General features: G+C 44.0%; 25 protein-coding genes. 13 read left to right on the plus strand and 12 right to left on the minus strand.

Annotated elements, in window-relative coordinates; all coding sequences use genetic code 11:
* Positions 1-44 precede the first annotated feature (44 nt).
* Genes RGE70_RS14440 through RGE70_RS14455 form a run of 4 tightly spaced genes read left to right on the plus strand, consistent with a single transcriptional unit; the run spans position 45 to position 3,327 of the window.
* Entirely contained in the window at positions 45-917 is an 873-nt protein-coding gene (locus RGE70_RS14440; RefSeq protein WP_310472146.1) for a MipA/OmpV family protein, read from the plus strand.
* Between the two features lie 56 nt (positions 918-973).
* On the plus strand, positions 974-1,336 hold the full coding sequence (locus RGE70_RS14445) for a DUF3019 domain-containing protein (protein ID WP_375087861.1): 363 nt from the start codon (positions 974-976) through the stop codon (positions 1,334-1,336).
* On the plus strand, positions 1,336-2,049 hold the full coding sequence (locus RGE70_RS14450) for a response regulator (protein ID WP_310472148.1): 714 nt from the start codon (positions 1,336-1,338) through the stop codon (positions 2,047-2,049). Before RGE70_RS14445 ends, RGE70_RS14450 begins: the two co-directional genes overlap by 1 nt.
* An 18-nt stretch (positions 2,050-2,067) precedes the next feature.
* Positions 2,068-3,327 (plus strand): ATP-binding protein, encoded by a 1,260-nt coding sequence (locus RGE70_RS14455; RefSeq protein WP_310472149.1) that lies wholly within the window; start codon positions 2,068-2,070, stop codon positions 3,325-3,327.
* A gap of 10 nt (positions 3,328-3,337) precedes the next feature.
* Here the strand turns inward: RGE70_RS14455 and RGE70_RS14460 are convergent, their stop codons facing one another.
* Positions 3,338-3,661, minus strand: coding sequence for a DUF1289 domain-containing protein (locus RGE70_RS14460; protein ID WP_310472150.1), 324 nt, complete (start codon positions 3,659-3,661; stop codon positions 3,338-3,340).
* Positions 3,662-3,846: 185 nt separating this feature from the next.
* Here RGE70_RS14460 and RGE70_RS14465 point away from each other — a divergent pair, with 185 nt between their 5' ends.
* A complete protein-coding gene (locus RGE70_RS14465; protein ID WP_310472151.1) occupies positions 3,847-4,407 on the plus strand; it encodes a DUF4136 domain-containing protein in 561 nt (186 codons plus the stop codon).
* Between the two features lie 65 nt (positions 4,408-4,472).
* Here the strand turns inward: RGE70_RS14465 and fkpA are convergent, their stop codons facing one another.
* Positions 4,473-5,246, minus strand: a complete 774-nt coding sequence (gene fkpA / locus RGE70_RS14470) for an FKBP-type peptidyl-prolyl cis-trans isomerase (protein ID WP_310472152.1) — start codon at positions 5,244-5,246, stop codon at positions 4,473-4,475.
* 464 nt (positions 5,247-5,710) lie between these two features.
* Between fkpA and RGE70_RS14475 the strand changes: the two genes are divergently transcribed.
* From RGE70_RS14475 to pepN, 4 genes are all read left to right on the plus strand, one after another.
* Positions 5,711-5,923: a SlyX family protein gene (locus RGE70_RS14475; RefSeq protein WP_310472153.1), complete on the plus strand. Its 213-nt coding sequence runs from the start codon at positions 5,711-5,713 to the stop codon at positions 5,921-5,923.
* A 218-nt stretch (positions 5,924-6,141) separates the two neighbouring features.
* Positions 6,142-7,509 (plus strand): COG3014 family protein, encoded by a 1,368-nt coding sequence (locus RGE70_RS14480; RefSeq protein WP_310472154.1) that lies wholly within the window; start codon positions 6,142-6,144, stop codon positions 7,507-7,509.
* Between the two features lie 23 nt (positions 7,510-7,532).
* Positions 7,533-8,126 carry a penicillin-binding protein activator LpoB gene (gene lpoB, locus RGE70_RS14485; protein ID WP_310472155.1) on the plus strand — a complete coding sequence of 198 codons (594 nt, stop codon included), beginning with the start codon at positions 7,533-7,535 and terminating at the stop codon, positions 8,124-8,126.
* A 166-nt stretch (positions 8,127-8,292) separates the two neighbouring features.
* On the plus strand, positions 8,293-10,932 hold the full coding sequence (pepN, locus tag RGE70_RS14490) for an aminopeptidase N (protein ID WP_310472156.1): 2,640 nt from the start codon (positions 8,293-8,295) through the stop codon (positions 10,930-10,932).
* Positions 10,933-11,050: 118 nt separating this feature from the next.
* Here the strand turns inward: pepN and RGE70_RS14495 are convergent, their stop codons facing one another.
* The 5 genes from RGE70_RS14495 to RGE70_RS14515 all read right to left on the minus strand — a co-directional run bounded on the left by RGE70_RS14495 (position 11,051) and on the right by RGE70_RS14515 (position 15,229).
* Complete coding sequence (locus RGE70_RS14495) at positions 11,051-11,611, minus strand: phosphoribosyltransferase (RefSeq protein ID WP_310472157.1); 561 nt, start codon at positions 11,609-11,611, stop codon at positions 11,051-11,053.
* Positions 11,612-11,970: 359 nt separating this feature from the next.
* Entirely contained in the window at positions 11,971-13,053 is a 1,083-nt protein-coding gene (locus RGE70_RS14500) for an endonuclease/exonuclease/phosphatase family protein (protein WP_310472158.1), read from the minus strand.
* Positions 13,054-13,078: 25 nt separating this feature from the next.
* Positions 13,079-14,032: a DUF808 domain-containing protein gene (locus RGE70_RS14505; RefSeq protein WP_310472159.1), complete on the minus strand. Its 954-nt coding sequence runs from the start codon at positions 14,030-14,032 to the stop codon at positions 13,079-13,081.
* A 314-nt stretch (positions 14,033-14,346) separates the two neighbouring features.
* A complete protein-coding gene (locus tag RGE70_RS14510) occupies positions 14,347-14,601 on the minus strand; it encodes a hypothetical protein (protein ID WP_375087862.1) in 255 nt (84 codons plus the stop codon).
* Positions 14,602-14,701: 100 nt separating this feature from the next.
* Positions 14,702-15,229 carry an MAPEG family protein gene (locus tag RGE70_RS14515; protein WP_310472161.1) on the minus strand — a complete coding sequence of 176 codons (528 nt, stop codon included), beginning with the start codon at positions 15,227-15,229 and terminating at the stop codon, positions 14,702-14,704.
* A gap of 321 nt (positions 15,230-15,550) precedes the next feature.
* Here RGE70_RS14515 and rpiA point away from each other — a divergent pair, with 321 nt between their 5' ends.
* Together rpiA and RGE70_RS14525 are read left to right on the plus strand one after the other, a co-directional pair.
* Positions 15,551-16,207, plus strand: a complete 657-nt coding sequence (gene rpiA, locus RGE70_RS14520; RefSeq protein WP_310472162.1) for a ribose-5-phosphate isomerase RpiA — start codon at positions 15,551-15,553, stop codon at positions 16,205-16,207.
* Positions 16,208-16,370: 163 nt separating this feature from the next.
* Positions 16,371-17,000, plus strand: coding sequence for a 5-formyltetrahydrofolate cyclo-ligase (locus tag RGE70_RS14525; protein WP_310472163.1), 630 nt, complete (start codon positions 16,371-16,373; stop codon positions 16,998-17,000).
* A 3-nt stretch (positions 17,001-17,003) separates the two neighbouring features.
* Here the strand turns inward: RGE70_RS14525 and ung are convergent, their stop codons facing one another.
* Positions 17,004-17,672: a uracil-DNA glycosylase gene (gene ung, locus RGE70_RS14530; protein ID WP_310472164.1), complete on the minus strand. Its 669-nt coding sequence runs from the start codon at positions 17,670-17,672 to the stop codon at positions 17,004-17,006.
* A gap of 451 nt (positions 17,673-18,123) precedes the next feature.
* Between ung and RGE70_RS14535 the strand changes: the two genes are divergently transcribed.
* Positions 18,124-18,399: a DUF3144 domain-containing protein gene (locus tag RGE70_RS14535; protein WP_310472165.1), complete on the plus strand. Its 276-nt coding sequence runs from the start codon at positions 18,124-18,126 to the stop codon at positions 18,397-18,399.
* A gap of 132 nt (positions 18,400-18,531) precedes the next feature.
* Here the strand turns inward: RGE70_RS14535 and RGE70_RS14540 are convergent, their stop codons facing one another.
* From RGE70_RS14540 to RGE70_RS14555, 4 genes are all read right to left on the minus strand, one after another.
* A complete protein-coding gene (locus RGE70_RS14540; RefSeq protein ID WP_310472166.1) occupies positions 18,532-19,146 on the minus strand; it encodes a LysE family translocator in 615 nt (204 codons plus the stop codon).
* A 102-nt stretch (positions 19,147-19,248) separates the two neighbouring features.
* Positions 19,249-20,799, minus strand: a complete 1,551-nt coding sequence (locus RGE70_RS14545; protein ID WP_375087863.1) for a S10 family peptidase — start codon at positions 20,797-20,799, stop codon at positions 19,249-19,251.
* Between the two features lie 386 nt (positions 20,800-21,185).
* The gene (locus tag RGE70_RS14550; protein ID WP_310472167.1) at positions 21,186-22,322 is read right to left on the minus strand and encodes an HlyD family secretion protein; all 1,137 of its coding nucleotides are present in this window, start codon (positions 22,320-22,322) and stop codon (positions 21,186-21,188) included.
* Between the two features lies 1 nt (position 22,323).
* Positions 22,324-22,743, minus strand: coding sequence for a DUF3302 domain-containing protein (locus RGE70_RS14555; protein WP_310472168.1), 420 nt, complete (start codon positions 22,741-22,743; stop codon positions 22,324-22,326).
* A 293-nt stretch (positions 22,744-23,036) separates the two neighbouring features.
* Between RGE70_RS14555 and purT the strand changes: the two genes are divergently transcribed.
* Positions 23,037-24,212: a formate-dependent phosphoribosylglycinamide formyltransferase gene (gene purT, locus RGE70_RS14560; protein ID WP_310472169.1), complete on the plus strand. Its 1,176-nt coding sequence runs from the start codon at positions 23,037-23,039 to the stop codon at positions 24,210-24,212.
* The last annotated feature ends 40 nt before the right edge of the window (positions 24,213-24,252 follow it).

Raw genomic sequence — 24,252 nt, forward strand, 5'->3', positions numbered from 1 at the left:
ATCGCAACAATTTGTTAACACATGTAATTAGTCGACTGTCAGCCATGCCTTATTTATTCGCGTTTGCCCTTTTGCTTAGCCTAAATACCTCAACCGCTTTAGCCAATAATGCTCATTGCGAAAGTGACAATAGCTGTATTGAAGTGGAACGCTGGGATATTGGTATCGCGCTTGGCTACGGCAGTAAAACTAATCCACTGAAAGATTATGACGATATCCCGATCTACCTCGTCCCGACAATCGCTTATTATGGAGACCGATGGTTTTTTGATAACGGCGATTTAGGCTATACCCTCACTGAAGGCGAAAGCTTTACCATAAATTTAATCGGCACGTTTAGCCATGATCGCGCATTTTTCTATCGCTGGGATCCAAGCAATCTTTTCTCAATACAAAACAATAGTTTTGAGCAATCTATTGGTAACGAAACTTCAACAGGTATGAGCAAAAACACACCAGAAATCAATACTATGGAGAAACTGTGCAGAAAGTTTACATATCTTGGCGGTGCAGAAGCGTTTCTTTACACAGCTTTTGGTATAGTCAAAACATCTGTTACACATGATCTTTTTAATGTGCACAACGGTACTGAAGCGCAGCTCAAATGGCGGTACAATATTCCATTAAACAGTTGGAATTTTGAGTTTGCAGCTGTGTTAGACTGGAAGAGCAAGCGAGTTGTCGATTATTACTATGGTATAAGGCCCAGTGAAAGTATTTATTGGAGCGAAAAATACCAGCCAAAATCAGCGCTTAATCAAGGTCTCGAGTTTACAGGACAATATGTGTTAACTGACAATTGGAACCTGTTGTTTGCCGCTCGTTATACCAAGATTGCTGATGAAATAGTGGCCAGTCCATTGCTCGAAAAGGACCATACCACCACCTATTTTTTAGGCGCAGCATATAGGTTTTAATACGCGTGTTATTGATAGCCAGAAAAATACCTTTGTGTTTGATTTTGTGCTCAGTAATGAGCGGCTACAGTGTAGCTGAAGAAGCAGAGTTAACCGCTGCCGACCTTACATTAGCACCTAAGTTTTGTATTACCAGTGCCGAAGACGCACAGTGCAATACTGAAGTGGTATTAACGTGGGAAGTGTTAAAAAATCGGCCAATATGCATCATTTCTGATTATAAAAAACTAGAAAAATGGTGTAGTAGCTCAAATAAAAATAACTCTTTAACTGTAAATGTCAGCGCTGAAAAAGATATTCAGTTTGTCATGATAGACAAAGATACCTCAGAGACCCTTGCGGGGGTAAAATTAAAAGTAACTCAAGCGTCTTCGCCTCATGTAAGGCGTCGCTACCGCAACCCATGGAGTTTATTCTAATGACCGACTCTCAATCTACGCACAGAGTATTACTCGTCGAAGATGACATTCGTTTAGCCAATTTAATTGTAGATTATTTAAAATCGCATGGAATGCACGTTGAAGTCGAACGCCGTGGAGATACGGTATTAACCCGCTTAATTAACTATAAGCCTGATGTTATTTTGCTCGATATTATGCTGCCAGGTATGGACGGTCTGACTTTATGCGAAAAATTACCAGACTATTTTGCTGGACCGATTTTATTAATGAGCGCATTAGGTTCAAATGAAGACCAAATTAAAGGCTTAGCTCTCGGTGCCGACGATTATGTCGTTAAACCCGTTGACCCAGCTTTATTAGTTGCCAGAATCAACAACCTATTACGTCGCCAAGCCAAACCACCACAAGCGGAGTCGCACTGTCTCAGCTTTGGTAAATTAAGTATCGACCCACATACACAAGCTATTCGCTTAGGCGAGCTTGAAGTCGACTTAACCAGCCATGAGTTTGAACTATTGTGGTTACTCGCCTCAAAAGCAGGCCAAGTTATGAGTCGCCAATATATTTATCAATATTTACTTAATATTGATTTTGACGGTAAAGACAGAAAAATTGATGTACGCATTTCTCGATTAAGAAAAAAACTCGGTGATAATATTGAAACGCCTTTCAGAATTAAAACCGTGTGGGGCCAAGGGTATTTGTTCGCACCTGAAGCATGGAATGGCTAAGGTGCAAACCACACAACCATGAAGCGTTTATTTTTAAGCTTATATTTATTATTAAGCGTCGGCTTTCTAACTATTGGCTGGGCGCTTGATAACCTTTGGCAAAGTAATGTTGAAGAAAAAGGGGTAATTGATGCCCCTTTAGTTGCCTTAGCTCAGATGTTAGCAAACCTACCGCTAGAGGAGCGCCAACCCCTGCTCGACAGCATCAATAATAACCCTGAGTTTCCATTAGCCATTCTTGATGCCGACCAAATCGTCCTGTCTAACGAGCAAACGATTCAAGCCGATGCCGTAATTACCACGCCTTATGATCTTCATAGTGAGCTACAGTTTATTGCCGTAGGCGAGCAAGTATTAATGGCGGGGCCAATAAGGTTTGATTCCGACGCTGGTTTACGTGGCATTTTTAACTTGTTTTTTTATCTGTCACTGGCCTTGGTCGCATTAATTTGGGTCTGGCCGCTATCTAAAGATTTAAAAACTTTACGGCACGCGACCAAAGCATTTGGCCAAGCCAAATGGAATACCCGTATAAAATTGGCAAAACAGTCGCAAGTATTACCATTAGCGACCACGTTTAATGATATGGCAGCACATATTAGTGCGCTAATCGAAAACCAAAAGCACCTTTCAAATGCGGTTTCTCATGAAATTAGAACCCCGCTAGCACGGCTTAAGTTTGCGCTAGCTCTGATCCCGCAATATTGCTTACCCGACTCAAGCGAGCAACGCCGCAGTCAATTTATTGATGAGATGCTGCTCGACATTAAAGAGATGGAAAACTTGCTGCATGAGCTACTCACCTACGCCAGTTTAGAAACTCAACGTGAGGGATTGCAATTTGAACGCTGCGATATCAATAGCTTAGTACAACAAACCATTAAACGTTTACAAGCGCACCACCCCATTACTATTGAGCTAAAAGCGCAGCAGCCACTAATTGAAATTATGGCTGAACCGTCATTAATTGAACGTGCTTTGCAAAACCTCATCACCAACGCACAGCGTTTTGCAGCTAGCCGTATTACGGTGGCTATCAGCACGCAAGATGAAGAAGTATTAATCAGCGTAACAGATGACGGCGAAGGAATTTTGCCGCAGGACCAAGAGAAAATTTTTGAGCCCTATTACCGCAGTGCAACAAGTGCCAATGGTAATAAAGGCCATGGTTTAGGGCTGGCTATCATTAAACGCATTATGGATCGCCATCAAGGCGAGGTCAGTGTCGCCAGTCAACCGGGCAAAACACAGTTTACACTAACCTGGCATAAGCCCTAAGTGCAGGGGCTTAATCCAGTTTAAAATCGCTCACATCAACTGGCTCTGGTGTTGATGCAAGCTCGGGGTCAACCTCACTGAAGTTTAAACTCGAATTCGCATCAACTCGTTGTTGTATCAACTGCGCTTTTTTGGCCTTAATCAGCACCAGTTGACGCCGACGCTTACGCTGTTTACACAACCGAATAATATTCACTTTTTGCGCATCAGAAAACTCGAGCCACTTAAAGCGCTCGTCTCGATTACGTAAACATCCTTTACAATATCCTCGAGCATCGCTTTGGCAAACACCAATGCACGGGCTGAGGATCTCAAAAAACTCTAACTGTTCCATCCCCTAAACATATACTATGTAAGGCATAATACCAATTCGCAAAAAATTGAGTCGATTGATATGCGCCAACATCACCTTTGTATAACTAAAATTAATCCTGTACTCGCTAAAATACCGCTTAACTATAGTCGTCATTTAGTTAAAACTTCATAGGGTGTCACGCTTGAAATCGAAGAGGCTAAACCATGCATAAACTAAAAAACATCTTAATCGCGTGTATCGTTGCGCTGCCTATAACCATACTAACTGGCTGCAGTTCTACCTCAGCGCCTAAAAGTGATTACAGCGTTGGCTATGACTTTTCCAAACTAAAAACCTTCTCGCAAATTGTGCCACCTCAAACGCCCGATCCGTTGAGCTCTAAGAGAATTGAGCAGTCTATTGCCGCGGCACTCGTGTCGGCAGGCTTTGTAAACCAAACTGAGGCACCCGACTTTTTAGTCTCATATGGTTTTAAAGTCGATGACAAACCTAAAACATCCGGAGTATCGATTGGCCTTGGCGCAGGTTCATGGGGGAAATCTGTTGGCGGCAGTATCGGCACAAGTGTTGATTTGCCCATTGGCAGTGACAGCGAAAAAGTACAAACCATTTTTATTGATATCGTTGATCCACAGTCACAACAATTGATTTGGCGCGGCAGCAATACTTTCGACTTTGAAGATGGTGGCGAAGCAAAAGCTGCACAAACCCATGCAACGGTGAGCAATATACTGGCGCAGTTCCCGCCAAAGAAAAAACAATAGAACCAATTTCAGGCATTAAAAAAGGACGCTAAGCGTCCTTTTTTGTTGTCGTATACAAAGCGGTATTAGTGCTTATGCGCAGCTTCAGCGTCTGCTGCAGGAGCTTCTTCGTTTTGTATTTCGAGTAATTCTACTTCAAACACAAGAGTAGAATTAGCTGGGATTGTTGGAGTATCGCGGTCGCCATAAGCTAAGTTTGAAGGGATAACAAACTTAAACTTAGAACCTACAGACATTAGCTGTACGCCTTCTGTCCAACCAGGAATAACACGGTTTAGAGGGAACGTAGCAGGCTCGCCACGGGCAACTGAACTATCAAATTCAGTACCGTTAGTTAGTGTACCTACATAGTGTACTTTAACGGTGTCAGTCGCAGCTGGCTTAGCACCTGTGCCTTCGGTCAATACTTCGTATTGTAGGCCAGATTCAGTTGTTACAACGCCGTCTTTAGCTTTGTTAGCCTCAAGGAATGCTGCGCTTTCTGCTAAGCTTTTTGCAGCTAATTCAGCGGCTTTTGCTTCACGCTTTTCATTCATTTTTTCATCAAGGCTTTTCAAGATTGTCTGCATGTCTTCTTGATTAATTTTTAGCTCACCACTCAAACCTTCGCTAAAACCAGTCACGATTAAATTTCTGTCTACAGCAAAACCAAGATCTTCTTGTTCCTTGATATGGTTAGCCATATAAGTTCCGATTGATGCACCAATGCTGTAGGCTTCTTTTTGTGTTTCGGTTGTCAACTCAACTGCAGCTGGAGCAGCAACTTCCTGCTCTTTATTACAAGCGGTAAGACCAACAACGGCCAAAGCCACTAGCGAATATTTATAAATCGATTTCATTGAAGCTTCCTCAGCATCTACACGTGGTTAATATAACCTGCTTTTATTTAGGCGAACCACTTTATACTAGTTAATTCGGTTATTCCAATCTGTTTAATCAAAAGGCGTATAACAGTGATTAAGAGCACTTTTTCGATACAGATTAATGTATTACATACCACAATAAAACCAAGGCCGAACCACAATCATACGGGTATAAACACATACAGATTAAACAGACCACAAACCAAGGTACAAGTTCAGGATTTTTGCGATAAACGATTTATATTGCTGGCACCAGTGAACCATATTCGCTTGTAAGTAGGCTTAAGTTAATAGGTCAACTTCAATCATTAGCCGAATAATTTATCAGACTCTCTCATCCACCTACCCTAAAAATAGTGAGTCGATGTATACTCTGTTTCAAATTGAGCATATCGGTATAGGTTAGGTGTAACCACCTTTACCATCCATCAGAGGTTAACGTGGATAATATAGAACAAAGAGTTGAAGAGTTAGAAATGAAGTTAGCGTTTCAAGATGGCACTATTGAAGAGCTCAACCAACAAGTCATTAAACTCAATGATGTGGTTGCATTACAGCAAGAGCAGTTACGTTTATTGCTCAGTAAACTGCAATCTGTTGAGCCTAGCAACATGGCCAGCCAAGCAGACGAAACGCCACCACCGCATTATTGATTGAATCCCCATCACGATACGGGTTAAATTAATGTAACCTGTATCGTTATACATTCATACTAGGTTCAGCTTCAACATGGTATAAATAGGCTAACATTAGTGAGGCTTTGCTAAGTTGTAGCTTATTAGCCATATTAAAATACCAATGCATTTTAGTTACTTAAGCCGTCAGAGCTCACAAGGATCCCAATGCAATCAACCATCACCGAGACGCTAGCATGAAGCAGACACTCCTGCTGATAACAATGATGTTAAGCCTGAGTGGATGCGCACTAAATAGCATTTTCATCAATTACCCTTCGCAAATTGCCCCTGTTAAAGCCCAGCTCAATTCAGCTACCCCACAACAAGCGGCCGCGATTGTTGAATCAAATATCAGTGGTGCCGACGGGCTACTCTACGCCCAAGAAGCAGGGCGTGCAGCCCAAATTGCTGGCGACTTTGAGGCCAGCAAACGCTATTTCGAGCAAGCCAGCAGGGCTTATGGTGTCTTTGACGATAAAGCCAAGCTTAGCGTAAGTGATGCAGGCGCAACCGCAACCAGCCTACTGCTAAATGATAATGTTATTCCCTACCGCGGCCCTGGTTACGAACGGATCATGCTGCATCAATATCAAGCGCTTAACTACCTTTTCAGTGGCGATATTGAAGGTGCATTAGTTGAGGTGCGCCGCAGTAACGAACTACAAAGTTCAGAACAAGCTCGTTACCGAAAATCAAGCGAGTCAGTGCAAGCAATGGATAACGGCACCATTGACGCTGAAATGAATAAACTCGGACAAGCCGCCGGCACAACCACCAGCTCGTTTTTAAATGCTTACAGCTATTACACCACTGGGGTACTACATGAAATATTAGGCGAACCCAATGATGCCTATATTGATTACCGCAAAGCTGCGCAAATTTCCCCTAACAACCCATACTTACAGCAAGACTTAGTGAGGCTCGCGGGGCAATTGTCGATGCCGCAATATGACGAATTCAAGCAACGTTGGGGCGACACAAAACGCCAACAACAAGGCGAAGGTCAAGTCATTGTCATGCTAGAGCGTGGCTTTGTGCCCGAAAAACAGAGTATCACGGTGCCTTTTACCATTAATGGCAATTGGCAAACAGCTTCACTAGCAAGCTATACGCCGACGCTAACACAGCTGCAACCGGCTAATATTAAAGGCTTCGGGACCAATTTAACCACCGCGCCAATTGCTAATATTGATGCGCTAGCCATTACTGCCTTAAAAGAAGATTTACCGGCGGCATTGGTAAGGCAAGCCGCACGTATTTATGCTAAATCAGAATTAACCCAGAGCGTTGAAAGCAATAGCAAACGCCTGAAAAATCAAACCGACTATGCCGCCATTGCCATGCAACTGTTTAACGTCGTAACAGAGCAAGCTGATAGACGCAGCTGGCTAACGTTACCCAAGCAAGCCCATATTGCCCGTACTTATGTAAAAGCGGGCAGCTATTCTATTGGGCTCAACGATGCAGCACCCAACAAAATAGAAGTTAAAAATGGCCGAACAACCCTTATTTGGGTCATTGATACTGGCAATTACACCCGCTTTTATTCAATAATCATTTAGCAATCACTTATATGGAACTGACTATGAAACATCTAAACATTATTTTTATTCTCGCGGCGGTCATAGGCTTGTCTGCGTGTCAATCTAAGGTTGAATATGGTGATGCCACAGAAGTGGAAACCGTTAATGAAAACTTTGGTTCTACCGACTTACAAGCTATCGCGTCAAAAATGGTCGATAGCATGCTCACTTTCCCACCGGTTGTGGCCCTAACGGCCAATGACCGTCCGATTATGTTTGTTGATAAAATCAAAAACAAAACCTCAGAGCACATTGATACTGAGTCAGTAACCGACACTATCAGCAACAAATTATTACGCTCAGGTAAGTTCCGCTTTATCGATATGACTAAAGTTGAGGCGGTACGTAAGCAGCTTGATTACCAAAACAATTCAGGAATGGTAGACCCATCAACAGCCATTAGCTTTGGTCGTCAAATCGGTGCGCAATACATGCTTTACGGCAACCTTTCTAGCATCGTAAAACAAGATGGCAGCACTAAAGATGTGTACTACAAAATGACGATGCGTTTAATGGATTTAGAAACCGGCCTCATCGAATGGTCTGATGAAAAAGAGATCCGCAAAGTGAAGTCAAAATCATTTTTAGGGATGTAATCCCGCGTTAGCGTTACATAAACCACTAAAGCCAGCAACTTGCTGGCTTTTTTATTGCTCTAATTTGATGACTTTAACGCCCGTGAGTGGTTGAATATGCTACCGTGTGTCGCTAAATCTGACGTGCCTCTTTTGGATATCAATCGTTTACTATAAGGATGTTGTTTTGAACCTGTTTCATACTGCTATCGTTGTTTTGCTCTCGGTGCTACTTACGGCCTGTAATTCAACGCCCACTCAACCTATGCTACCACGAGATGCTTCGCCCTATATCAGCCAGCAATCGGCGGCATTACGCTCTGCTCGTGTATCTGATGTGCATTATGATTTAGACTTTACCCTAACCGGTGAAGCCACATTTTCAGCCACCACAAAAATCCGTTTTCACCTCAACGATGCCAGTAAAGCGCTTACGCTCGATCTCAGCCAAGCCACCATTGAGCACTTTAGTATTAATGGCAAAAGGCTATACCCTAATTATAACAATCACTTTATTACCCTTCCTGCAGGTGTACTGACCAGTGGCGAAAACACCATTGAAGTACAGTTTACCCGCGCCCACAGCACTAATGGCGAAGGCCTCCATCGTTTTGTTGATCCCGTCGACAACAAGGTTTACCTGTATTCTCACTTCGAACCCGCCGCAGCGCAGCAAATGTTTGCCGTGTTTGATCAACCGGATCTAAAAGCACATTACACCTTGTCGGTAACCGCTCCTAAAGAGTGGACAGTGATCAGTGCTATGCGTGAGTCAGCAGCCACAATCGTTGGCGACAACCGCCAATGGACATTCCCCGAGTCACCAAAACTGAGCCCATATAACTTTTCAATGCATGCTGGCCCGTATCATCAGTGGACCGACAATAGCGGAAAATACCCACTACGTTTATTTGCCCGCCAATCGGTGGCAGAACAAGTAACCCCACAAGACTGGTTTACCTACACCCAGCAAGGGCTAACATTTTTCGATGACTACTTTGGCATTGCATACCCTTTTAAAAAGTATGACCAAGTATTAGTGCCTGACTTTTTATATGGCGCGATGGAAAACGCCGCTGCAATAACCTACAGCGAAAGCCGCTTCTTATTTAACGCTGCAATGACCGCCACGCAAAAAGAGCGTTTAGCGGGCGTGATTATGCATGAAATGGCACATCAGTGGTTTGGTAACTTAGTCACCATGAAATGGTGGAACGGATTGTGGTTAAACGAAAGTTTTGCTTCATTTATGGGCACGCTAGCCACCAGCGAAGCCACTGAATTTAACTACGCTTGGCGCACTTTTTACGCTAAAAACAAACAAAGCGCTTACCACCTCGACAGCCAAGTCAGCACTCACCCAATTGAAGTACCTGTAGCCACTACCCAAAATGCTTTCGATAATATTGACGCCATTACATACTCCAAAGGTGCTTCAGCCTTAAACCAGCTCAACCACCTTTTAGGAGAAAAAACCTTCCAGAAAGGGGTGCAAAACTACCTTAAGCAATACAGTTATCAAAATGCGACCCTGAGTGATTTTATTAATAGCCTTGGCAAGGCCGCCAATACTAATCTCACAACCTGGAGCCAGCAATGGCTGTACGAAGCGGGAGTCAATAGTATTCAAACCAGCTTTAGCTGTGAAAATGACCGCATTAGCCAATTTACAATTAAACAAACCGCCGCTAGCAGCGCCCTACCTACTTTGCGTGAGCAGCGGGTTCAAATCGGACTGTTTACCAAAGGTCGTAATCAGTTACACCATATTATGAGTGTGCCTGTTACTTATCGCGGCAGCATCACGAAGGTTAAAAACCTTGTTGGCATGCACTGTCCCGATCTGGTCTACCCAAACTATCAAGATTGGGGCTTTGTAAAAGTTAATTTAGATCCAGTATCATTTAACACTGCAAAACAGAACCTTAATCTAGTCCAAGAACCGCTGCTACGTTCAATGCTATGGCAAAGCTTATGGGATAGCGTTGAAGATGGCAGCTTATCTCTGAACGACTACATTGGCACCGTGCTCGTTAATTTACCCAAAGAAACTGACTACACCATAGTGGGCCAAGTGCTATCAAGCTTAAGTAAAGCTCAGCAATACTTAGACAGCATGGCGCCGTCAAACCAGCGTTTTGCCACACAAGCGGTGCGTGCCATTGAGCAGATGAGCCTAAGAAAGGTGATGGAATACAGCGAGCAGCGGGATTTTCAGCGCCGCTGGTTTAGCAATTTTGTCGCGTTTGCCCGCAGTAAAGACGCGTTGAAACACATCGATTCACTGCTCAATCACACTGCGAGTATCAAAGGATTAGAAGTGGACCAAGACCTACGCTGGTTAATGGTTAGTCATTTGAACCGCTACGATCACCCAAGCGCCATGTACTGGCTACGCAAAGAGCGCACTGCAGACACTAGCGACTCTGGCCAAAAAGCAGCGTTGGCCGCAGAAGTATCTCGCCCCGATGCACTCAAAAAACGTCAGTGGTTGACCCGAATCCAACAAGAAACCAATCTGCCATTTTCAAAACAACGCACCATTATGGCTCACTTGTATCCAAGCGAACAAAAAGCACTTAGCAATGTAACCGCCCAGCAGCGACTCAGCACACTCGCCCAGTTGGATAAAAACAAAGGCCCAGTCTTTATGCGCAGTTACGCCAAGCTTTTAATTCCAACAGACTGCAGCTATGCGAGTGTCAGCGCCTTAAATGACACGCTAGCCAGAGTAACATCGTTGTCAGACGGCACCGCCCGCGCCATTAAAGAAACAGTACAGCAAGAGCAAAAATGCTTACTGATTAAATCAAAAATGAGTCACTAACCTCATTTTTGCTTTAACCTAAATAAGATTTGCAACCACAAAAAAAGCCACCGCAAGGTGGCTTTTTAATGGCAACGTCAATCAGCCATTCGCTAATATGGGTTGCATTACATGTCTGTTATACAAACAAGTGCTTAATGTTTTTTAAATCACTTTTACCTTCGGCAAGCTCTTCAGGAGACAGCCCCGACACTTCGTGTGGAAATACCAACCATTCTTCAGACTCATGGATAAAGTAATCTGGTTTTAGCGGTACAGTCGTATTTTTAGGCTTGTAATAAGGGCATGCAATTCGGACGTCTTTTGGCATATTTAAACGCATCAACTCACCGAGTTTTTCTTTCAATGCATGTACACTGCGACCTGAGTCAAACACATCATCCACGATTAACAAACCGTCGTCTGCATTGGCATTTTCAACAATATAATGTAAACCGTGGACTTTAATTTTCTTACTTTGCTGGTTAATACCGTAGTAAGAAGAAGTGCGGACTGCAATGTGGTCAGTTTCTACTTTTTTAAAGTCAAAATACTCTTGCACGGCGATACCGATCGGCGCGCCACCACGCCAAATACCCACGATGAATTGTGGACGAAAGCCACTTTCATAAACCTGTGCCGCTAAACGAAAAGAATCTTCTAATAATTCTTGCGCCGTAATAAAGTGCTTATCTGACATCTGACCGTCCCATATTGGTATAGTTATCTTAATTAGGTCTCAAAAGGCAATTGAGCGTCGCTATTTTGTACAACAAATAACGCTTTTTTAACTCAACCGTTTAAAGTGTAGGTTGCCACCCGATTTTGGAGCGATATTTTATACTAAAATAACCGTCATGACTGCAACAAAGCAGTAAACTTGCGGCCTAGATGCAAAAACAAAAACCTAACTTCTGAGCACCACAATATACAACCACCTTAATAACCCATGCTTAAACTGCTGTAAAATAGTGACTTAATCGTCATTATTCACCAACATCAACGCTAGCCCAACACCACAGGTTTACCTGCTAATGGTTGACCATACAATTGATAATATTAGCACCGCGAACAAATAGTACACACTACTGGAGCATGATCGGTACTATGACTGTCGCGCTCATATTGTGGATTAATTAAATGTCGGTCTTCTGTGTGGTAATGCGTTACCTCGGCAGTACTGGTATGAAAACGCGGGTTAAAGTCTTGCGACAATAATATGTAATCGAGCACATTACCTTGCGCCCCATAATAATGCGTTGGCGGCCGGTTTGTATTGGTGTTTGACGCGGTCTGCTCAGCACTATTGTCAGCTCGATTACAACAAAACAGCGTGTAGGCATCGGCTAATGGATAACTGGCTAGCTCACCAAAGCCGAATTTTTCAAACCGTAGTTCGGCTGTCGTTAACAAGCTCAGCAAAGCACTGCCTAAATCATCGTTAAAGTCTCCCATTAGCATCATGGCATTACCGGTTTGCACTCGGCGCAACATCATACTGTGAAACAACAACGCCGCTTCGCTACCTCTTTGAATACTTGAAGCCCACTGCCCTAACACATTGCGCCCCAGTAATTCACCAAAGTTGGCGCTAGCGGGCTGTTCTAAGTTAGCCGTTACTTGTGGAGGGAGTTCATCTACCGAAGCGCGTTTTGACTTAAAGTGCACCACGTAAATATCGCAGTGGCCAATGTCCGGCAATACGACTGTAGCGCGCAGCGGTTTGCGGCTATAACTAAAACCATCGATTAAGCCTAGGCCTTGCGCATAAGCTTTATCGACTTCAATCGAAATGACCTCTTCAAAAGCAAACTTCGAGGCGATCGCCACTACGGGATCACGGTAAATAAAGTCATCGACCACTGTGGGTTGGTCAACTACAGCAAAGTGCTTTAAGCCTGCCTCACGCGCCAGTGCCGCCAACGAATGCGGCGAAAACACTTCTTGAAACCCGATAATGTCGGGCTGATGCTGCGTTAAAAAATTCGTTATCCATGCTTGTTTTTTTGCCCATTGTTCACTGCTATAGATGTTTTCAAAATCATAATAGGCAAACGGCGGTTCGATATAGTTAAACAGATTGAAACTAGCAACCTTAACCTGACAAGGCGTTATCGCTGCGGGTTCGATATGTGTTTCCAATACTGTTACTCCAGTAATTTATCTGTTAATGCTTAGCGGGTTTGTCACCTTTAAGCTTAAGGGCAATTTCCATCAATAATACTGCCACCATGCCGGCAACCACACCAAAAACGGTATTTAACAAACTTGGGGTAACAAAGGCTAACGCAGGGCCAACCGCGCTAAGGCCATCAACCCAAGCCGCTATAGCCGTAATTTTGTCACTCACCCAATGCAAACCGTGGGTCAAAATACCGCCGCCAACCATAAACATGGCAATGGTGCCGACCACTGACAGAGTTTTCATTAGATAAGGGGCGCTGTTCAATAACATAAAACCAAAGCGGCGCTTCAATCGAGCTATAACACCTTGCCCTTGGCGCTGGCTTAAATACAAGCCGGCATCATCAATTTTGACAATACCGGCGACCAAGCCGTAAACCCCAACGGTCATGACGAGAGCAATAACGCTCAAGGTAAAAAATTGCGTCATTAAACTTTGCTCGGCAACAATCCCGAGGGTGATTGCAATGATTTCAGCTGACAACACAAAGTCGGTGGTGATGGCACCTTTGACCTTCTTTCTTTCATACTCAACGGGGTCTTCACTCAGCTCTGGCATCGGCTCTATAGACGGTTCACCAACGGCTGCAGATTGGTGTTTAACTTGATAGCTATGGTAGATTTTTTCAAAGCCCTCGAAGCATAAAAACAAACCACCAAACATTAACAACGGCGTAATGGCCCACGGAATAAAAGCGCTGATCAGCATCGCTGCGGGAACCAAAATACACTTATTTTTAAGTGAACCAAGCGCCACTGCCCACACTACAGGCAACTCACGGTCTGCCGACACGCCAGTTACTTGTTGAGCATTTAGGGCTAAGTCATCCCCTAGCACTCCCGCAGTTTTACGTGCAGCAACCTTACTCATTGCCGCAACATCGTCCAAAATTGTGGCTATATCATCGAGTAAAGTTAATAAACTTGCTCCAGCCATAATGGCTCCTTTTCAAATAAATCTTACTGGGCGCATGGCCAAGTGGCAGTGCTTGCCATGGTTAGCGGCGTAACACCAGACTAGAGCCAAGCATATACTCGGTCGCTACAGTCTTGGTAAAACACCAGTGTCGGCGTATTCTAAACGGTGTGATTAAAACAATGTGTAGTAACTGAGTGTACATCGCTTTGGTAAAAGCGTAGCAATAGAGGTGCGTCAGCAAACTACTTAAGTTAAATGAGAAACAATTGAGCCTAACGAGACAACGAAATATACCGGCACTGACAAATCACAGCGTAGTCAAAACATCACGTTTATAGCTGGTATTGATGCATTTTTCTATTTAAATACCACCACATAAATGCGCCCCAAACCATACCAGCGAGAGGGAATGTAATGAATGCGAGCTTAATTGTAAGCCAACTACAGTGAGCATGAGTTACATACTTAAAAACACAAAATAGTAGCGCGGTCAGCACGCCCCAACGTAGCACCCCATGAAACAACACAAAATGCCATTTACCTTTGGCTAACACCTTTTCAAGCTTTAGTAACGCCGCAGCATCCATACAGTTGCCCTTGCAAGTAAATTCTTGCATCAATATATTCAGATGCACATTATTAGCCCATTGCAGGCTGAAACGAGCCACCGGATAAGCAGTAAATAAATTACGCTAATTGGTAACCCAGTAGCACTAAAAACATCACCACCGTTGAGTAAAATGTCAGTGCAAAACCAAATGCTCGGGCCGGTGCCCCGCGGCGATAGCCAACGAAAAAGCCAATACGACCTACGGCGAACAATATTGAGCACAAAGGCACGACTGATAACCAATTGCTTGGCATCAACAATACCCACGCAGTGTAAACCGCAAAAGCGATAACACATTGCTCTAAAGTGTTTTGCAATAAACTTTGCAGCATTACTGCGTCATGACTGCCAGGAGTTAACCCACTACCGTCGATATCGTCAGGGCTAAAAAATCTAAACTTGGCTAGCCTGCCAACCGATACAATAAGCAGTAATGTCGGTAAAATTAGCGCCAAACCTAGCACCGTTAACCGCTCAGATAACACATTTAACCCGGCGTATTGAAACGGATCATAAATAATGGCTGCTGTTATGCCACCTATCGAGGTCACCATTGCCAAGAGCATGCCTTTCAAAACACCTGATTGCTTTGTTGATAACATCATAATACCTTCACAGCAGGTTAGCGTTAATCAGACTATATATCGAACAGCCAGCAGAGCCAATTATTAATCAATAACATACCAGCTTAAGAGCAAATATTTGCACTGAGCTACCAATGCCTCAAAGTGCTATTTAAGCGCACACCAATAACAAGCCTGTGAAGCACAGAGAAAAGCACAGCCTAAAAATCATACTTAAGTGAGCCGCACAGCAAAAAATTTAAGCCGATTAAATAAATTCAAACCCGCTTTAAGCGTTATAAGCGTTATAAGCGTATACTATCGCCAATATTTTTAACCTTTGCCTTTAAACAGGATTTCGTTATGACTCAAGATGAAATGAAAAAAGCCGCGGGTTGGGCTGCGCTTAAATACGTAGAAAAAGACAGCATCGTCGGGGTAGGAACAGGTTCAACTGTTAATCACTTTATTGATGCCCTTGCCACCATGAAAGCTGACATCGAGGGCGCAGTATCAAGCTCTGAAGCATCAACTGAAAAAATGAAAGCGCTGGGCATTCCTGTTTATGACTTAAACAGCGTTGATGATTTGTCGGTATACGTCGACGGTGCAGATGAGATCAATGACCATATGGACATGATCAAAGGCGGCGGCGCAGCATTAACCCGTGAAAAAATTGTCGCAGCGGTTGCTGAAAAATTCATTTGTATTGTCGACAACACTAAGCAAGTTGACGTGTTAGGTGAGTTTCCATTACCAATTGAAGTTATTCCAATGGCGCGCTCATATGTTGCCCGTCAACTGGTCAAGCTAGGTGGCGATCCGGTATACCGCGAAGGCGTAGTAACCGATAACGGCAACATCATTTTAGATGTCTACAACATGAAAATCATGAACCCAAAAGAGCTTGAAGAAAAAATCAATGCAATTGTGGGTGTAGTGACAAATGGCTTATTTGCAATGCGCGGTGCTGACGTATTATTAGTAGGTACACCAGACGGCGTTAAAACCGTTAAGTAAGCGCGTACTCTCGCCAAACATTAAGCCATAGCAGCTTGCCAACAAGTGCTGTGGCTTTTTTGTGCCCGTGCAAAAAACGTTTAGTCTGGCTCGGTTAATTGTCATTGCGATGGTAAATCACACACGATAAACTCGCGGTAATATTTCGTTTATTTGTTGCCCAATGTCAATACCAGAGCGAACACCAAAGCAGCCCATCATCGCACCACAGCCCCAAAAGCTGATCCGCAAAAAGGTGCGCGCCGCACGCCGAGCGTTAAGTGCGCAGCAGCAAAATGCCTACTCAAATGCCGCAGCCGAAAAAGCCTTAATTAAACTTAAACAGCTAGGCGCTAAAAAGGTCGCGCTTTATGTCAGCCACGACGGTGAGCTTGATACATTACCGCTTATCAACACACTATGGCAGCATGGCTTTGAGGTGTATTTACCCAAACTACACCCCTTTAGCACTGGTAATCTTATCTTTTTAAAATATCACCCCAATACAGTTTTAACACAAAACAGCCTTGGCATATGGGAACCGAAATTAGACATCACCCACATGATATTGCCCCAGCAATTAGACGTGGTTGTGACCCCACTTGTGGCCTTTGACGCTACAGGCAACAGAATGGGCATGGGCGGTGGATATTACGACAGAACGCTGGCGAACTGGCGCACAACAGGTAAACCATTGCCAATGGGCTACGCCCATGACTGCCAACAAGTTGCAGCGCTACCTAGTCAACATTGGGATGTGCCACTACCACTAATTATTACTCCCACACGCAGCTATTCGTTTGCGCCGCAGTAACAGTTAAACCTGCCAGTTAATCGGCGCTCCACCATGCTCAACTAATAATTGGTTTACCTGTGAAAAGTGCTTACAACCAAAAAAACCACGGTAAGCGGATAATGGTGACGGATGCGGGCCAGCAACGATTTTATGCTGCGCGGCGGTAATCACCTTACCTTTCTTTTTAGCATGCGCGCCCCAAAGCACAAAAATAATCGGTTGCGGTTGCTCGTTAAGGTGCAGTAATACATTGTGGGTAAAAGTTTCCCAGCCAGACTTAGCATGAGAATGCGCCTGCCCTTGCTCAACGGTAAGCACAGTATTAAGCATTAATACCCCTTGCTGCGCCCAAGGCAGTAAGTTGCCATGTTCCGGCGTGGTAAAGCCTTCAATGTCGGTGGCTAACTCTTTGTACATATTGACCAAAGACGGTGGCACTTTAACCCCTTTTTGCACCGAAAAACACAGTCCATGAGCTTGATTAGGGCCGTGATAAGGGTCTTGTCCAATCAGCACGACTCTCACCTTGTTAAGCGGCGTATGTTCAAACGCAGCGAGCACTTGGTCTGCAGGCGGATAAATCACTTTGCCAGCGGCGCGCTCGCCATCAACAAATGTTTGTAACTGGGTAAAATAGTCTTGTTGCTGCTGCGTTTGAATAAAGCAGTTCCAGCTTGGGTCGATAGGCATTAGGTGGCTCACTAAAGTGTTTTTGTCATTTTATGAGTTCAGGTTAGTGCATGCAAACCGTAATACGGTTTCCCCCAATAATGCAGTCCTGATAACTCACTGTACCCCACAATAAACCTAACAACTTCGAATGAGAATAGGTTGATAAGTCACAAGGTCGAAGCTGTTTAAGTGTATTTTTATGTTCACATGAAAGTGCCAAAAGCTTGCGCTTTTCAAACCCAGTGCAGATGCGACCACCAGCGATGCGGTAAATTTAGTCACCTATTAAAGCCCAGTTCTGTGCGTTTATTACCTGCTTACAGAGCAAACGATACCTATCGATTATGACTCACGAAATGGCAATGTGATTACAGATTCAGATCCCAATAGTTGATAACAATGATTTCTTAAACGCTAATTTACGATAGAATCATTATTTATTACATCCGTTATGAAGAGCACAAGCAGAATGTCAGACGCTAAAAAAGAAACCACCATTTTTGAAATTGCCGATCAATTCATCGCATTGGCTAACGAAATAGCAAGTAAAGAACAAGATGTAGGTAAAGTGGGTACAGGTCTACGCTTTGCTGCCGCACGTTTTAATGCGTTTGAAGCATCGATAAAGTCAAGCGACTTAGCCGCTGAAAAAGACAATGCTGTTGAGTGGTTCAGTGGCGAATTTAAAGAGATGCTAAAAGAGAACATTGACGACCATATTAATCAAGCAAAGCAAAAAAAATAACACCAGCTTGAATTTGACCTAGGTCTTGTTGTTGCCTTAACGCTTGGCTTAAAACGCTAAGTTTTATGGATAGAAACAAAGAAACGCCATCATTAATGATGGCGTTTTTGTTTTTTGAGTATCACTGTTTATCTATAAAGTCACGAGCACTCTAATTGATAACAAAATGAGTACTACGCCCGAAAGCTTATCAATCAATGCTGCATTTTGGCGTAACTTTGGTAGCACCGCTGAATGAGATAACGCCATGGCTACGATGCTGTACCACACCCCATCGACCACAAGAGGAGTAAGTACAATAATACTTTTTGCAGCCATACTGTCGGCAGCAAGTACAAATTGACTAAACAAAGCCAAAAAGAACAACATGATTTTTGGATTAAATATCGAAATGGCTAAACCGTCTCGCGCTGCAGTGAGGGCGGAAGTTGACTTACCTTCTGCAAGATTACCCGACACCCCACCTTTAGAACGTAACGCTTGCAAGCCGATGTAGATCAAATACAACGCGCCTGCTATTGCAATTGAATTAAACACCATTGGTGCCTCTTTCAAAATCACAGCCAGCCCTAATAAGGTGACTAATGCGTATGCGCCTATGCCTAATGAGTGCGCCCAAGAACAAATAATCCCGTTGCGCCTGCCGCCGCCAAGCGTGTGCCTGACCACCATGGCAAGACTAAGCCCGGGCGTCATCGCCCCTAAGCTACAAATTGTTAATAAGCCAAGCCAAACGCTAAAGTCCATTCAATCCTTACCTATTGATCAATATGCATGTGTTGATATAACCAAACACATGTACTTGCCAATGTGGTGTAGCCACTTTGCCCCACCACACCAACAGATTAACTATTTTGCTTTTGGATGATAAAACTGACGAATATCTTTAGCTAATTGGGCTAATGAATCCGGCTCAACGTACATCATATGTCCAGCTGCGTAATAGTGCATAGAAACCCGGTCGTTATCGATGCCGTTGTCTGCAAAAGTGTTTTCGGTGGCGAAAAATGGCGTGGCAAAATCAAAGTAGCCATTGGCGACCAAAATACGTAGATCTTTATTCTCACGCTGCGCTCGACCTAACATTGGCGCGACATTAACAAAATGCATTTTTTTGCCGCTCACATTCCAGTTCCAACCAGAGTTAACTTCGTAGGATAAGACATTGAATGGGCGTGTCATTTTTACACCTAAGTCTTTATACACGTAATCGTGAATCGCTGCTGTATAAGCGCCGTCAATACCGTAAGCTGACGGATCTGCATCGGTGCGCTCACCGCCACTGTCGTAATCAATACCGGTATAACGGCTATCTAAACGGCCTACAGTTAAATCTTCACCGCGTAGCAGCTGTTTGCTGTAACGGCTCGCACTTACACGTAAGTTCACTCGGTCTAAATAGTTTTCAGTTAGGCCCGTAAAACGAGCTAACTGTTGACGCGTAGCATTGTAAGTATTGGTGTCTAGTCGATTACCTTGTAACAATGCGAGAGCATAATCTTTAATGGCAAACTGACGTGAAGCTTCAATAAAGGCTTCTAGCCCCATTGCTTTGTCTGCAGCGCTAACTTTGTCGTGGTAAAAAGCGGTCGCGGCCATGGTAGGTAAAAAGCCAATGTATGGTTGGTTGTTACCTGGCTGATAACGGGCATGGCTAAAGTCGAGAATCGATGAAATTAACATGACACCATTAATCGAAATATCGGTCCAGCCACCTTGTAGTTCGTCAACCAATGCAGCGGCGCGAGTGGTTCCATAACTTTCGCCAGCAAGGTATTTTGGTGAGTTCCAACGACCATGCTCTATTAACCAACGGCGTACAAACTCGGCTATTGACTTGGCATCTTCGGTTACGCCCCAAAAGTCTTCGCCTTTGTTTTCGCCAAGCGCGCGACTAAAACCTGTGCCGACCGGATCGATAAAGACCAGATCAGATTCGTCTAGCATAGAGTATTCATTTTCAACCATGGTATAACGGGCTGCACCGTCGTCGGTGGCATCACCGGGAACCACTACACGTTTAGGGCCAAATAAGCCCATATGTAACCATAAAGACGCTGAACCTGGGCCACCATTAAACACAAAGGTGACAGGGCGTTGGCTGATATCTTTAACATCGTCACGCAGGTAACTGATCGAGTAGATACTGGCTAACGGCAAGCCTTTACTGTCTTCGAGAATGGTCTCGCCGGCAATAGCTTGATAAGAAATTTTTTGGTCGTTGATTCTGGCTTTATGCTCAGTGACGATCACTTCAGGTTCGATAACCACAGGCTGCGCTGGCGACACAGGCTTGGCGTTTTCGGCTGTAGCGCTAAAGGTATACATCGATGCACAGAGGATAAGCGATACGCTTAAGGTCTGTTTAAACATCTTATTTATGCTGGCTTGAAGGGACATCAGTATTCCTTATTGTATGGTTATCATTTTTATTATTGATAATTGTTATTGAGGTATTAACTACGTGATTAATCCGCCAGCTTACAAACTCTATGGAATAAGAGCAAAACCTCAATTGCAAACAGATTTGTCTGCCGCAATTAACGCTGTACATTGATGATATAGATAAATTAAATCTGATTAGAGGCTCACGCAGTTAAAATGGGCGCTATCGCGCTTATTTACTATTTATGAGGCATATAACTAATATTGAATATGGCGAAAACAAATAATTAGCAAAAGGTAAGGCAAACGTTAAATAACGGCACTAACAACGGAATATAAAAAACAAAAGGGACCTTAAGGCCCCTTTATATTCTTAAAATAATCGCGCAATGAACGCATTATTAATGGAACAGGTAATTTAACCAGCCCTGCATTCTGAGTAAGACTTTACGCATGATTGCGACATGCTCAAAGTGCTTAGTGTAGATAGCAATTTGCCCTGACACCCCTGCAGGAAACTGATTTTGAATGTCATCATTTTCTAGCTTAATGATCACAATCGCTCGTCCTCGCACCGCCATATGGTTTGAGGTAATTAAACGGCCGCCTGACTGGATCTCCCCTTCTGCCATAGCCGGCAATACCTGCGCGACCTTACCTTTAAACACCTCGCCAGGTGCGCCATCTAAAATGACTTCTGCTTCATCGCCTACCTCTAATCGTAATAATGAATTTTGCCAAAATGAACCGGCAAAGAAACGGTCTTCATCGGGAATAAAACTGAGCGCTGAGCGCAGTGGCATAGGCACCACCACAATACCAGGGCGCAGAGCCATTTGAGTTACGATACCGTCTGCAGGTGCACGAACAATGGTTTGGTCTAAATCAAATTGGGCTTTTTGTAGCTGCCCCTGTAGCCCTGCAACCTTGGTATTAACGCCATCGACATTGGATTCAAAGGCTAATTGATACCTCAATGCCTCTGCTTTTGCGGCGGTGAGTTGCGCCTCTGCAGCTAAATATAGTTGGCGTTTGTTATCTAGTTCTAGTTCAGTGAAAGGTGAGTTGTTGCCCGCCTTTTTACGGCCTTTTTCATACCGGTCAAATGCAGATTTACTGCGGTCTCGATTTGCTTCAACCTGGACCACCGAGGCTTGAGCACTTTCCCAAGCGGCTTTAAGTTGCGGTACTTCTAGCTCAGCAGCCACTAAAGCAGCACGCTTTTGCTTTACGATAGCTTCGAAAGGAGTCGGGTCGATTCTAAATAGTACATCGCCTTTTTTAATTGGCTTATTTGATTCAACATCCACTGATGTAACCACCCCTCTAACAGCTGGGTTAATCGGGGTAGAAACAAAGTATTCTTTAGCATAAGGGGTATACGGATGGTTGTAGTTCATTAAGAGTATTAATGCGCCCACAATAAATATGCCGCCTAAAATAGCCGTCGGAACAGTCCATTTAGTGAGTGGTATTTTAAAGATTTTAAAAATGGCAATACACAGTGCGGTATATGTGAGAATGAGTAATAAGTCCATGCTACGCCTTCCCCTCTTCTGATTGATTCATCGCAGCGGCTGTTGGAACAACCTCGACGGCATCACTTACTCGCTTAGTGTCAAGCTTGCTCGCTTCCATGGTGGCTAGGCGCTGCTCTAATATTTTTACTGATTCGGTCAACGCTTTAACCTCGACTTCTAATTGCTGTTCTTTTTCGGCCACTTGACTGAAGCCCCAACCCCGGTCTTCTCGGTAGAGGGTGGCCCAAATCCACAAAAATGGCCAAATTGCATGCAGCGTAAACAGGCTCACCCAACCAGCAATATGCAGCGCATCTTGCTGAGGGTGGTTACGCTCTTTGGCTATTTCATAGGGGATATCATGAATCGCAATTACCCCGTAAAAAATAAAAATCACTACGAAAAAAATAACACCTAAAGCAAAGTAATCTAAAAACACAATGTACTCCTTAATAGTCAGCTACAAAGAGAAAATCTTGCCTCTCCAGCGATTAATTGCATAGTGGCACAAAATTCAAACAAGTCTATGCTTTTTTCCATTTTTTATAAGCTGTTAACTCAGGCACCCACCTTTAAAAATACGTGACTTAACTCACATTTACAGTCTCTGTTACGCTAGTTAGCTTAGTCGCAAGGTAGACTCAATTAACCATAATAAAACTTGCCTCATATGGTGCTAAAAATACCGTGTAGAGAGCAGGCCCCCTACAATTAATATAAAGGTATATATCAATGATAGGTACAGCGTTAAGTGCCGGCGCAAAACGCGCAATGCTACTTGGTTCGGGTGAATTGGGTAAAGAAGTTGCTATTGAATTGCAACGTTTTGGTATCGAAGTCATTGCCGTTGACCGCTACCCTAATGCTCCAGCGATGCACATTGCTCATCGTAGCCATGTGATCAACATGCTTGATGCTGCCGCGCTTGAGCAAGTGATCAACCTTGAAAAACCTGATCTGGTGATCCCGGAAATTGAAGCCATTGCGACTCAAGCATTGGTTGAGTTAGAAGCCAAAGGGGTCAACATTGTCCCAACGGCAAAAGCAACTCAGCTGACCATGGACCGAGAAGGGATCCGACGTTTAGCCGCAGAAACATTGGCCATTCCCACTTCACCATATTTCTTCTGTGATACCGAAACCGAGTTTAAGCAAGCTGTCGCCGCAATTGGATTGCCTTGCGTGGTCAAGCCAGTAATGAGCTCATCGGGTAAAGGTCAGAGCGTGATCCGCGATGCGTCACAAATCGATACCGCATGGCACTACGCACAAGAAGGCGGCAGAGCCGGTGGTGGTCGGATCATTGTTGAAGGTTTTATTGCCTTTGATTATGAAATCACTCTACTGACAATTAGTGCTGTTAATGGCATACACTTTTGCGATGCCATTGGTCACCGCCAACAAGACGGTGATTATCGAGAATCATGGCAGCCACAGGCGATGAGTGAGGTTGTGACAGCTAAAGCACAGGCGATGAGTGAAAAAGTCGTTAAGGCTTTAGGCGGTTACGGCTTATTTGGTGTGGAACTGTTTATTAAGGGGGACGAGGTGTATTTTTCTGAAGTGTCTCCAAGGCCTCACGACACTGGTATGGTCACTATGATCAGCCAGGACTTGTCGGAATTTGCACTACACGTACGAGCAATATTAGGCTTACCAATTAGCAATATTGTGCAGCACGGGCCAAGCGCGTCGGCGGTTATTCTGGCCGAAGGTTGCTCTAACAACATTCAGTTTTCAGGGGTGGCCGATGCGTTAATCGCACCTAACACTCAGCTGCGGTTATTTGGTAAACCGGAAATTGATGGCTCTAGACGTTTAGGCGTTGCATTAGCCCGAGATGCCAGTATTGAACTCGCCATTGAAAAAGCACTGGCAGCAGCCGATAAAGTAAATGTAATACTTTAATTTTAAATATTTACTTTACGCCTCGGCATGCAAAACATGC

Source organism: Shewanella youngdeokensis (assembly GCF_033180165.1).
Classification (GTDB): Bacteria; Pseudomonadota; Gammaproteobacteria; order Enterobacterales; family Shewanellaceae; genus Shewanella; species Shewanella youngdeokensis.

What these genes read in the sequence shown, in the direction of transcription:
- RGE70_RS14440 (WP_310472146.1), top strand. Translation starts at nt 45, where the DNA reads ATGCCTTATTTATTCGCGTTTGCCCTTTTGCTTAGCCTAAATACCTCA.
- RGE70_RS14445 (WP_375087861.1), top strand. Translation starts at nt 974, where the DNA reads ATGAGCGGCTACAGTGTAGCTGAAGAAGCAGAGTTAACCGCTGCCGAC.
- RGE70_RS14450 (WP_310472148.1), top strand. Translation starts at nt 1,336, where the DNA reads ATGACCGACTCTCAATCTACGCACAGAGTATTACTCGTCGAAGATGAC.
- RGE70_RS14455 (WP_310472149.1), top strand. Translation starts at nt 2,068, where the DNA reads ATGAAGCGTTTATTTTTAAGCTTATATTTATTATTAAGCGTCGGCTTT.
- RGE70_RS14460 (WP_310472150.1), bottom strand. Translation starts at nt 3,661, where the DNA reads ATGGAACAGTTAGAGTTTTTTGAGATCCTCAGCCCGTGCATTGGTGTT.
- RGE70_RS14465 (WP_310472151.1), top strand. Translation starts at nt 3,847, where the DNA reads ATGCATAAACTAAAAAACATCTTAATCGCGTGTATCGTTGCGCTGCCT.
- fkpA (WP_310472152.1), bottom strand. Translation starts at nt 5,246, where the DNA reads ATGAAATCGATTTATAAATATTCGCTAGTGGCTTTGGCCGTTGTTGGT.
- RGE70_RS14480 (WP_310472154.1), top strand. Translation starts at nt 6,142, where the DNA reads ATGAAGCAGACACTCCTGCTGATAACAATGATGTTAAGCCTGAGTGGA.
- lpoB (WP_310472155.1), top strand. Translation starts at nt 7,533, where the DNA reads ATGAAACATCTAAACATTATTTTTATTCTCGCGGCGGTCATAGGCTTG.
- RGE70_RS14495 (WP_310472157.1), bottom strand. Translation starts at nt 11,611, where the DNA reads ATGTCAGATAAGCACTTTATTACGGCGCAAGAATTATTAGAAGATTCT.
- RGE70_RS14505 (WP_310472159.1), bottom strand. Translation starts at nt 14,032, where the DNA reads ATGGCTGGAGCAAGTTTATTAACTTTACTCGATGATATAGCCACAATT.
- RGE70_RS14510 (WP_375087862.1), bottom strand. Translation starts at nt 14,601, where the DNA reads ATGGATGCTGCGGCGTTACTAAAGCTTGAAAAGGTGTTAGCCAAAGGT.
- RGE70_RS14515 (WP_310472161.1), bottom strand. Translation starts at nt 15,229, where the DNA reads ATGATGTTATCAACAAAGCAATCAGGTGTTTTGAAAGGCATGCTCTTG.
- rpiA (WP_310472162.1), top strand. Translation starts at nt 15,551, where the DNA reads ATGACTCAAGATGAAATGAAAAAAGCCGCGGGTTGGGCTGCGCTTAAA.
- RGE70_RS14525 (WP_310472163.1), top strand. Translation starts at nt 16,371, where the DNA reads ATGTCAATACCAGAGCGAACACCAAAGCAGCCCATCATCGCACCACAG.
- ung (WP_310472164.1), bottom strand. Translation starts at nt 17,672, where the DNA reads ATGCCTATCGACCCAAGCTGGAACTGCTTTATTCAAACGCAGCAGCAA.
- RGE70_RS14535 (WP_310472165.1), top strand. Translation starts at nt 18,124, where the DNA reads ATGTCAGACGCTAAAAAAGAAACCACCATTTTTGAAATTGCCGATCAA.
- RGE70_RS14540 (WP_310472166.1), bottom strand. Translation starts at nt 19,146, where the DNA reads ATGGACTTTAGCGTTTGGCTTGGCTTATTAACAATTTGTAGCTTAGGG.
- RGE70_RS14545 (WP_375087863.1), bottom strand. Translation starts at nt 20,799, where the DNA reads ATGTCCCTTCAAGCCAGCATAAATAAGATGTTTAAACAGACCTTAAGC.
- RGE70_RS14550 (WP_310472167.1), bottom strand. Translation starts at nt 22,322, where the DNA reads ATGGACTTATTACTCATTCTCACATATACCGCACTGTGTATTGCCATT.
- purT (WP_310472169.1), top strand. Translation starts at nt 23,037, where the DNA reads ATGATAGGTACAGCGTTAAGTGCCGGCGCAAAACGCGCAATGCTACTT.